The organism is Antarcticirhabdus aurantiaca, assembly GCF_009765365.1.
GTDB lineage: Bacteria > Pseudomonadota > Alphaproteobacteria > Rhizobiales > Rhizobiaceae > Antarcticirhabdus > Antarcticirhabdus aurantiaca.
In genome coordinates this window covers 321624-330661 of the sequence record NZ_VTOM01000003.1, presented here as the reverse complement: position 1 = coordinate 330661, position 9038 = coordinate 321624, and the positions used below count along the sequence as shown (strand labels likewise).

Below are 9038 nucleotides of genomic sequence, written 5' to 3'. Positions count from 1 at the left end.
CCGGTTCCCACGGCAAGGGCTTCGCGGTGGTCGCTTCGGAAGTGCGCAAGCTCGCCGAGCGCAGCCAACAGGCGGCGGCCGAGATCGGCGAGCTGTCGGTGTCGACGCTGCAGGTGTCGGAGGAAGCGGGCGAGATGCTGCAGCGGCTCGTTCCCGACATCCGCCGCACGGCCGAGCTGGTGGGCGAGATCTCGGCGGCCTGCCGCGAGCAGTCGATCGGCATCGAGCAGATCAACCAGGCCATCCAGCAGCTCGACCAGGTGACGCAAGCCAACGCAGGCGCGGCCAACGAGATGACGGCGACGGCGGGCGAGCTCTCGGCCGAGGCCGAGGCCCTCAACGAGCGCGCCGGCTTCTTCAAGCTCGACGCGCAGGCGCCGATGGCTGCCGCGACCCGGCCGCAGACGCCGCGTGCCGCTGCGCCGGCCCCGGCTTCCTCTGCCGCTCCGGCTCGCCAGGACGTTCGCGCGCTTCAGGCGCGGGCGAGCGGCTTCCAGCCGGCACGCCGCCCGGCGGCGCCCGCCCGCGGCGTGGCGCTCGACCTCGACAGCGGCAGCGGCAACGACGATGCCGGCTTCGAGCGCATGAGCGGCTGATAGGGCTCTCTCCACCATCGCATGTGGAACGGGCGGGTCGCTTCGGCCCGCCCGTTTCCTTGTCGACGGATCAAACGGCTTTGCGACGAACGACGGGCGGCCCTATCTTGCGGACGAACATCCGACCGCAAACCTCCAGGACGCCGACCATGTCTGCACTTGCCCGCGACGAAGCCGCCGCTGCCCGCCTGTCCCTCAAGGACCCGTCGCTTCTCGAGAATCGTGCGCTGGTCGCTGGCGAATGGGTAGGCGGGGGTGCCAAGAGCTTCACCGTCCGCGATCCGGTCGACGGGGCTGTGCTGGCCAGCCTGCCGGATCTGACCCCGGAGGATGCCCGGCGCGCCGTCGAGGCGGCGGCGAAGGCGCAGAAGCTCTGGGCGAAGGAGCCGGCAAAGGCTCGCGCCAAGGTGCTGAAGCGCTGGTTCGACCTCGTCGTCGAGAACGTCGAGGACCTCGCCCTCATCCTCACGGCGGAGCAGGGCAAGCCGCTGGCCGAGGCGCGCACCGAGATCCTGTCCAACGCCGCCTATCTCGAATGGTTCGCGGAGGAGGCCAAGCGCCTCGACGGCGAGATCATCCCCAGCCCGAGCGCTTCCCAGCGCATCCTGGTCCTCAAGCAGCCGGTCGGCGTCTGCGCGGCGATCACGCCCTGGAACTTTCCCAACGGCATGATCACCCGCAAAGTGGGGCCGGCGCTTGCCGCCGGCTGCACCATGGTGCTGAAGCCCTCCGAGCTCACGCCGCTCTCGGCGCTGGCGCTGGCCGTCCTCGCCGAGCGCGCGGGCGTGCCGAGCGGGGCGTTCTCCGTCGTCACCACCACCGATGCCAAGGGCTTCGGGACGGAGGTCACCAAGAACCCGCTCGTCGCCAAGATCACCTTCACCGGCTCCACCGCCGTCGGGCGCTGGCTGATGCGCGAGGGCGCCGACACGATCAAGAAGCTCAGCCTCGAACTCGGCGGCAACGCGCCCTTCATCGTCTTCGACGATGCCGATCTCGACGCGGCGGCCGACGGGGCGCTCGCCTCGAAGTTCCGCAACTCCGGCCAGACCTGCGTCTGCGCCAATCGCATCTACGTTCAGAAGGGCGTGGTGGAGGCCTTCACGCAGAAGCTCCTGGAGCGCGCCGCCAAGCTCCGGCTCGGCCGGGGCACCGAGGAGGGCGTGACCATGGGCCCGCTGATCGACGAGAGGGCCGTCGCCAAGATGGAGGCGCACCTCGCCGACGCGGTGGAGAAGGGCGCGACGATCGTCTCGGGCGGCAAGCGCTCCGAGCTCGGCGGCACGTTCTTCGAGCCGACGGTGGTGACGGGCGTGCGCCAGGGCATGCTCGTGACGCGCGAGGAAACCTTCGCGCCGCTCGCCCCGATCATCGCCTTCGACACCGAGGACGAGGTGATCGCCATGGCGAACGAGTCCGAGTTCGGCCTTGCCGCCTACTTCTACGCGCGCGACATGAGGCGGGTGTTCAAGGTGGCGGAAGCGCTGGAGAGCGGCATCGTGGGCGTCAACACGGCCGCACTCGCCAACGAGGCGGCTCCGTTCGGCGGCGTCAAGCAGTCCGGCCTCGGGCGCGAGGGGTCGCACCACGGCATCGAGGGCTACATCGAGCTGAAATACGTCGCCCTTGCCGGCCTCTGAGGGCCGGCGGGAGCGCTCCAGGCGTCCATCATCTCGGATCCGCAGTCCCCGCCGGAGTGATCCGGCCGGGACGCGCGAAGCCCGGTGCGCCGGTGGCAGTGCGAGCCGGGACCGAAGGATCGAACGGACGCCCGAACGAACGACGCCCGCCGGGGGAGGACCGGCGGGCGTCGTATCAATGCCCTGCGACTGGGAGGAGGATGTCGCGGGCGATCCGCAGGAAACCCTTGGGAGGAGGATGGTTCCTGCGAAACTTGGAATCTCGCGTCGCCGGCTCTGCGTCGACGCGAAACCAATAGCCCGCTACCGTGTCCTTCGGTAGGCGCCCGCCCGCATGGCTGCCTTGTTCGTAGCGGATGGCTTCGAGCGTGACTTGGACAGGCACGGGCAAGGTCCCGTGAAAAAGGCGGGATCGCCGCGCGCTTGACGGGAACGTCTCCTGCGCCTTGCACCTTCCTGGATCCCGGTCTGCCCTGAGGCAGCCGACCAGGAACGAAGGAGCCGAACCCATGTCGAACATCGATCCGGCCATCATCGATCCCGCAAACCCGCCCGTGCCGCCGCCGGACGTGGTGCCGCCCTTGGACGATCCGGATGACGATCACGTCGGTGGCGACGACATCCGCGAACCGGGCACCGACATCCCGCCGATCGAGCCGGATCCGGAAGAGCGCTCGCCCGGCCAGCCGGGCATCCGCAGCGCCGGAAAAACGCTTTCGTAAGCCTTGCACAAGGCGTGAGGTCTACCCATCTACCTTGAGTGCAGCGCGCCCGGTCACGATCGGGCTGTCGCGCAACACGGCTTCCCATCGCCTCGACCACGGATGTACTGGCGACGGGATCGGGGAGCCGCACTCGCCCTCGAGAAGGGCACGCGGAGCCGCCGGAGGAAACTCTTGGCGGCTTTGTTGTGTCTGGACCTGGGCCGTGCTGCGCGGTCCCGGCCGCGGCACTGCGTCCTCAACGAAAGGGCCCGGCACTGCCGGGCCCTTCTTCGCCTTGATACAGGGACAGGGCGCTGCGCCCGTCCGGTAGCCGCTCATGCGCCTGAAGCGAGGATCGTGGCGAGGTTGATCGTCACGATCGACCTGCTCGGGCTTGCTGGCGCGCTGCGGCGCAACGTTCGCTGGCTCGACAGGCCGCGATCCCGAGGCATGTGTAACATCGCGGGCCGTCCGCAGCACCGGGTGGGCGCTGCCGGCGCGCCTCAGGGCTTGGGGCGCTTCGGGCGACGCGGCTTGCCGGTTGCCGCGCGCTTGTCCTCGCCGCCCGACGCCGGCCGCTCGTCCCGGCGGAACGGCTTGGCCTTGGCGCCCGGGCCGCGGTCCGCACGCTCGCCGTCGAAGGGCTTGCGGCCCTTGAACGGCCGGGCGCCGGATCCGGCCTCGCCCGCGGGGCCGCTCTTGGAACGGCCTCCCTTGCCTCCGGCCGGACGGGCCGCGGCGTCGACGCGGCTGATCGTGATGTCGTCGCCCTCGCTCGTCTCCGCGGCGCTGGCGAATCGGTCGGCCGCCGCCTCGGCGATCTCGAACTTGGTCTCGCGATCGAAGATGCGGATCGCGCCGATCTCCTGGCGCGTCACCTTGCCCCGGCGGCAGAGCAGCGGCAGGAGCCAGCGCGGATCGGCATTGTTGCGCCGCCCGACGTCCATGTGGAACCAGACGGTCGCACCCGTCGGCCCCCGGCCGGCACCGCCGATCTCACGGTCGCGCTTGTTCGGCCGCTCGAAGGTTTCCCGCCCGGCCTTCGGATCGCGGCCGAAGCCGGGGTCGTAGACGTCCTCGGGGGCCGGATGGCGATCCTGCCAGAGGCGGGCGAGGGCGGCGGCCAGCTCTTCCGGCCGGCGCTTCTCCAGGAGCCGCGCGGCGATGGCGGCTTCCTCCTCGCCGGGCTCGGCGAAGAGCTGCGGGTCGGAGAGGAGGCGCTCCTCGTCGCGCTCGCGCACCGCATCGGCCGTCGGCGCGCCGCCCCAGGCGGCGGTGATGCCCGCCTCGGCCAGGAGCCGCTCGGCCTTGCGCCGGCGCGAGATCGGAACCAGCAGGACGGAGACGCCCTTGCGCCCGGCGCGGCCCGTTCGGCCGCTGCGGTGCTGCAGCGTTTCCGGGTCGTTCGGCAGCTCGGCGTGGATCACGAGGCCGAGGCTCGGCAGGTCGATGCCGCGCGCTGCGACGTCGGTCGCCACGCAGACCCGCGCCCGGCCGTCGCGCAGCGACTGCATGGCGGCGTTGCGCTCGTTCTGGCCGAGCTCGCCCGACAGGGCGACGGCGGAGAAGCCGCGCTCGAGCAGGCCGGAATGCAGGTGCCGCACCGCCTCGCGCGTGTTCAGGAAGACGATCGCGCTCGGCGCCTCGGTGAAGCGCAGGAGGTTGACCACCGCGTGCTCGACCTCGTTGGGCGCGATGCGCACGGCGCGGTACTCGATGTCGGCATGCCCGCTGGACGAGGCGGCGGTCTCGATGCGCAGCGCCTGGCGCTGGTAGCGCTTGGTCAGAGTCGCGATGGCGCTCGGCAGCGTCGCGGAGAAGAGGAGGGTGCGGCGCTCGGCCGGCGTCGCTTCCAGGATGAACTCGATGTCCTCCCGAAAGCCGAGGTCGAGCATCTCGTCCGCCTCGTCGAGGACGACGGCCTTGAGGGCGCCGATCACGAGGTGGCCGCGCTCCAGATGGTCGCGCAGGCGACCCGGCGTGCCGACGACGATGTGCGCGCCCGCGTTCAGGCGGCGTTGCTCGGCGCGCGGATCCATGCCGCCGACGCAGGTGACGATGCTGGCGCCCGTCTCGGCATAGAGCCATTCGAGCTCCCGCCGCACCTGGAGGGCCAGCTCGCGCGTCGGCGCGACGACGAGCGCCAGGGGCTCGCCGCCGGGGCTGAGGCGCTCGGCATCGCCGAGGATCGTGCTGGCGAGCGCGAGACCGTAGGCGATGGTCTTGCCCGAGCCGGTCTGGGCCGAGACCAGGAGGTCGCGGCCGTCCGCTTCGGGTTCCAGGACGGCGTCCTGGACCGGCGTCGGATCGGTATAGCCGCGGGCGGCCAGCGCACGCTCAAGGGCGGGATGGGTCGGACGAAACGGCATGGCGGGCACTCCCTCGCAACAGGAATGCGATCGCAATCCTTCCGCCCGCATCGCGCGGGCACACGCGCCGACATAGGCTGCCGGGCGCGCGGATGCAATCGGCGGGCCAATTCGGCTAACGCATAGCCGGCCGGCGTCAGGCTCAACCCTTGAACTCGACCACCGTTTCGGCCGGCTTGACGAGGCGGGACAGAGCTTCCGCGTCCCAGTTGGTCAGGCGCACGCAGCCATGGCTCGCGGTCTTGTCGATCTGCGAGGGCTCGGGCGTGCCGTGGATGCCGTAGGTCGGCTTCGACAGGTCGATCCACACCGTGCCGACGGGCCCGTTCGGGCCGGGCGGAAGGGTCAGCTCCTCGTCGTTCTTGCCCTGGCGGAAGTTCTTCTCCGGATCGTATTCATAGGTCGGCTCGTGCGCGCTGCCCTTGACCTTCATCGTGCCGCTCGGCGAGGGCGTGTCGTCGGAGCCGATGGTGGCGGGATCCACCAGGACGATGCGGTCGTCCTCGCCATAGGCGATGAGTTCGCCCTTGGACTTGTCGACGACGATGCGCTCGACCTTGGCCGTCGGCTCGGGACCGGGATCGGCGACGAGGATCGTCGCGCCTTCCGCGTTGAAGTCGGCGCCGGGATTGAGCTCGCGCAGGAGGTCTTCGTCCATGTGGAAGCGCTCGGCCAGCATCTCGGCGGGGCCGCGATAGCCGAGCCAGTCGAACTTCGCCAGCGCGCCGTAGTCGCTCGGCAGGTCGGGCACGTAGCGGCCCTCGACGTCCTCCTTGGTGAGGCGATAGGGCTTCACGACCGGCGCGGCGTCGGCCGAGATCGCCTGCCAGAGCTCTTCGTTCAGCTCGCCGTCGCTGGACAGGTCCCGCATCTCCTCGAAGGCGCGGACCGCCTTGTCGGTGTTGCCGCCTTCCCGGCCGTCGATGACGCCGGGCGAGGCGTGGGCGCGGTCGAGCAGGATCTGGAGCCGGATCAGGAAGGGATCGGGCGGAATCTTCGCCTCCGGCTCCCCGGCGTCCCCCTCCTGCGGTTCGGCGGCTTCGGCGGTCGCCTGCCGCTGCTGCCAATCGGCGAAGGTGGCGGCGTTGATCGCGCCTTCCAACAGGTCCGGTACGGGCGGTGCGGCCGGCGCGGCACCCGTCGCGAAAGCCAGGATCGCTGCGGCCGACAGGAGCGAGAGGGGTTTCATCATCAACCTTCCCAAGGAGATCGGACGGAGCAACGCGCGGCCGGCTTGCCGGCTCCATCGCAACCCGGTGGCACGCTAAAACGTCGCGCCGACGCTCACGCTTCAGGGTCTGCGGGATCGGCGTCACTGGTCAGCTCCGCCGTCACCTCCGCGCCGGGAGCCAGGCTGTGCGAGGCGCCGAGAAGGCGCAGCGGCACCGTCTCGTGGTTGGCCGGATCGGCGCTGATGCGGATGACGCCGTCCGCCAACTCGACCCTCACCGACTGCGAGCGGAAGAGAAGGTGGAGGCCGAGCCGTCCGATCTGCGGCGGCGGGGCGGGATCCACGAGCAGCGCGTCCTCCGACGGGCGGATGCCGAGATGGATGCGCTGGACGATGTCGAGCGTCGCCGCCATGGCGCCGAGATGGACGCCCTTTTCCGTGCCGGAATGGCCGGACTTCTCGTCCGGATGGACGGCGTCGCGGAAGATCGTCCAGCCATGCTCCGGCGAAAGGCGCGCCAGCGCCCCGGCGTAGACGAGGTCCGACAGGCTGGAATCGTGGGACGTCCGGGCGAGGTCCGTTTCGATCGTGCGCCGGATCGTGTCGCGGTCGGATGGCGCGCCGAGGCGCGCGAGGAGGGCCCGCAGCTCGGCGGGGTCGAGGAGGTAGGCCAGCATCGCGAACTCGGCCTGCTTGAGGACCTGCGCGGCTTCCGCGCTGCCGCCTTCGGCTTCCAGCGACCAGTCGATGCGCTCGCCGGGATGCTCCCGCTCGTAGGCCGGAAGGTCGAAGGGCTCCAGCGCGTCGAAATCGTCGTGCGGCAGGAAGAGCCCGTCCGCGTCGAGCGGGAGGTGGAGACGGCCGGCCACGTCCGCCCAGCGCTCCGGCTCGTCCGCGCGCAAGGCGAGCCGCGCCTCGACCGCTCGGCGATAACAGGTCGGGAGACGCTCGAGCACCGCGCCAGCCCGCAGGAGCGTCCAGGCGGCCATGACGTTGGTATAGGTGTTGTCGCTCAGGCCCGGCTCGGTCGCTCCGGGGCGGCGCGTATGGAACTCGTTCGGGCCGACGACGCCGCGGATCGTCAGGCGGCCGGGGCGGTCCGGATGGGGCTTGGCCAGCGAGGCCCACATGCGCGCGACCTCGATCATCATCTCGGCGCCGTAGCCGGCCATGAAGTCGACGTCGCGGGTGGCGAGGAAGTACTGCCAGACATTGTGCGCGATCGCCGCCGACACGTGGAACTGCCGGTGCGTCTCGTCGCGCTTCCAGGCGCCGGTCCTGGGGTTCTCTTGGAACTCGGGCGTTTCTTCCTCGCCGCTCGTGCCGCTGCGCCAGGGATAAAGAGCCCCGTCGAGGCCGAAGGAGCGGGCGCGCGCCCGCGCGGCGTCCAGCCGGCGATGCCGGTAGAGGAGGGCAGATCGCACCACCTCCGGCAGATGCAGGCTGAGAAAGGGCAGGGAGAGCGTTTCGTCCCAGAAGATCTGGCCGTGATAGGCCTCCTGCCAGCCGCGCGACGGCAGGCCGGCATCCGAGGCCGGCGCGTGCGGCGAGGCTGTCTGCAGAAGGTGGAAGGCGTGAAGGCCGAGCGCCCGGGCGAGGTTCTCGTTCTCCGCCTCGATCCGGCAGCGCGTCCAGAGCTGGTCGACGACGCGGCCGTGCTCGTCGCGCAGGGCCTCGTAGGTTTCGGCCCTGTCGAGGTCGGCGAGCGCGGCCTCGGCCGGCTCGCCGATCGCGTGGTCGCGGGCGGTGCGCACCGCGCCGACCTTCTCGACCGTCAGCGTCTCGCCCGCTTCGAGCGGCAGGCGCCAGACCTGCGCGATCGAGGCCGCGCCCGCCTCGATCGAGGGACGGCCCTCAACGGACAGCCGCGTGCGCGCCGCGACGGCAATCGCGACGTCGGTGCCGAGCGTTCGGGTCCGGGCGAGGAGCCCGGACGCATTCGGCGCCGCTTCGAGGTGGGTTTCGGCCAGGGCTTCGGGGCGGTAGCCGCCCTCCTCGACCGCCAAAGCGTTCGACACGGCAGCGTCGATGCCGGAGCGGATCTCGACCGTGCCGGACCAGTCGAGCGGCGTCAGCCGCGTGCGCAGCGCCCCGAGATGCGGTGCGGCCATGGACAGGAAGCGCTCCTCGCGAAACAGGGTCCGGCGCCCTTGCGCGTCGCGGAACTCGACGTCGCGCGTCAGAACCGCTTCGCGAAAGTCGAGGCGCTGGCGATAGCGCAGGATCTCGACCCGGTCGAAGCTCAAGGTCTCGCTCTCGCCGTCGAAGCGGACGGCGAGCGACAGCCAGCTCGGCAGGTTGGCGAGGGAGTCGGTAGAGACGTCCTCGCTCTCGACCCGGCCCGTCAGCCGCGCGTAGCAGCCGGCCCGGTAGAGGCCGGGATAATGACAGGACCCGGCCGGCTCCTCCGGCGCCGAGGCGCGGCAGTGGAGGACGCCGTTGCCGAGCGACAGGAGCGATTCCCGCCGCCGCTCGTCCTCCTGGTCGTAATGGTCGAACAGGATGGCGAAGCTCTCGCCGGACGCGATCTCGGCAGGCTTGGGTATCGTCAAATCCAC

6 protein-coding genes are annotated in these 9038 nt (G+C 70.9%); 3 read left to right on the top strand and 3 right to left on the bottom strand.

All coding sequences use genetic code 11. From position 1 onward, the window contains the following. The 3 genes from FZN60_RS05470 to FZN60_RS05460 all read left to right on the top strand — a co-directional run. On the top strand, positions 1-596 hold a 596-nt coding region (locus FZN60_RS05470), incomplete at its 5' end, for a methyl-accepting chemotaxis protein (RefSeq protein ID WP_246726607.1). Positions 597-745: 149 nt separating this feature from the next. After that, positions 746-2236, top strand: a complete 1491-nt coding sequence (locus FZN60_RS05465; protein WP_158871859.1) for an NAD-dependent succinate-semialdehyde dehydrogenase — start codon at positions 746-748, stop codon at positions 2234-2236. A gap of 509 nt (positions 2237-2745) precedes the next feature. After that, positions 2746-2958, top strand: a complete 213-nt coding sequence (locus FZN60_RS05460) for a hypothetical protein (RefSeq protein WP_158871857.1) — start codon at positions 2746-2748, stop codon at positions 2956-2958. A gap of 485 nt (positions 2959-3443) precedes the next feature. On the opposite strand, the gene FZN60_RS05455 is transcribed toward FZN60_RS05460, so the two are convergent. The 3 genes from FZN60_RS05455 to FZN60_RS05445 all read right to left on the bottom strand — a co-directional run bounded on the left by FZN60_RS05455 (position 3444) and on the right by FZN60_RS05445 (position 9038). Then, entirely contained in the window at positions 3444-5309 is a 1866-nt protein-coding gene (locus FZN60_RS05455; RefSeq protein WP_158871855.1) for a DEAD/DEAH box helicase, read from the bottom strand. Positions 5310-5451: 142 nt separating this feature from the next. Then, positions 5452-6501, bottom strand: a complete 1050-nt coding sequence (locus FZN60_RS05450) for a L,D-transpeptidase family protein (RefSeq protein ID WP_422570214.1) — start codon at positions 6499-6501, stop codon at positions 5452-5454. 92 nt (positions 6502-6593) lie between these two features. After that, positions 6594-9038, bottom strand: coding sequence for a glycoside hydrolase family 65 protein (locus FZN60_RS05445; protein WP_158871853.1), 2445 nt, complete (start codon positions 9036-9038; stop codon positions 6594-6596).

Bases quoted from the DNA above. Each gene is read 5' to 3' on its own strand.
- FZN60_RS05465 (WP_158871859.1), top strand. From the start codon at position 746: ATGTCTGCACTTGCCCGCGACGAAGCCGCCGCTGCCCGCCTGTCCCTC.
- FZN60_RS05460 (WP_158871857.1), top strand. From the start codon at position 2,746: ATGTCGAACATCGATCCGGCCATCATCGATCCCGCAAACCCGCCCGTG.
- FZN60_RS05455 (WP_158871855.1), bottom strand. From the start codon at position 5,309: ATGCCGTTTCGTCCGACCCATCCCGCCCTTGAGCGTGCGCTGGCCGCC.
- FZN60_RS05450 (WP_422570214.1), bottom strand. From the start codon at position 6,501: ATGATGAAACCCCTCTCGCTCCTGTCGGCCGCAGCGATCCTGGCTTTC.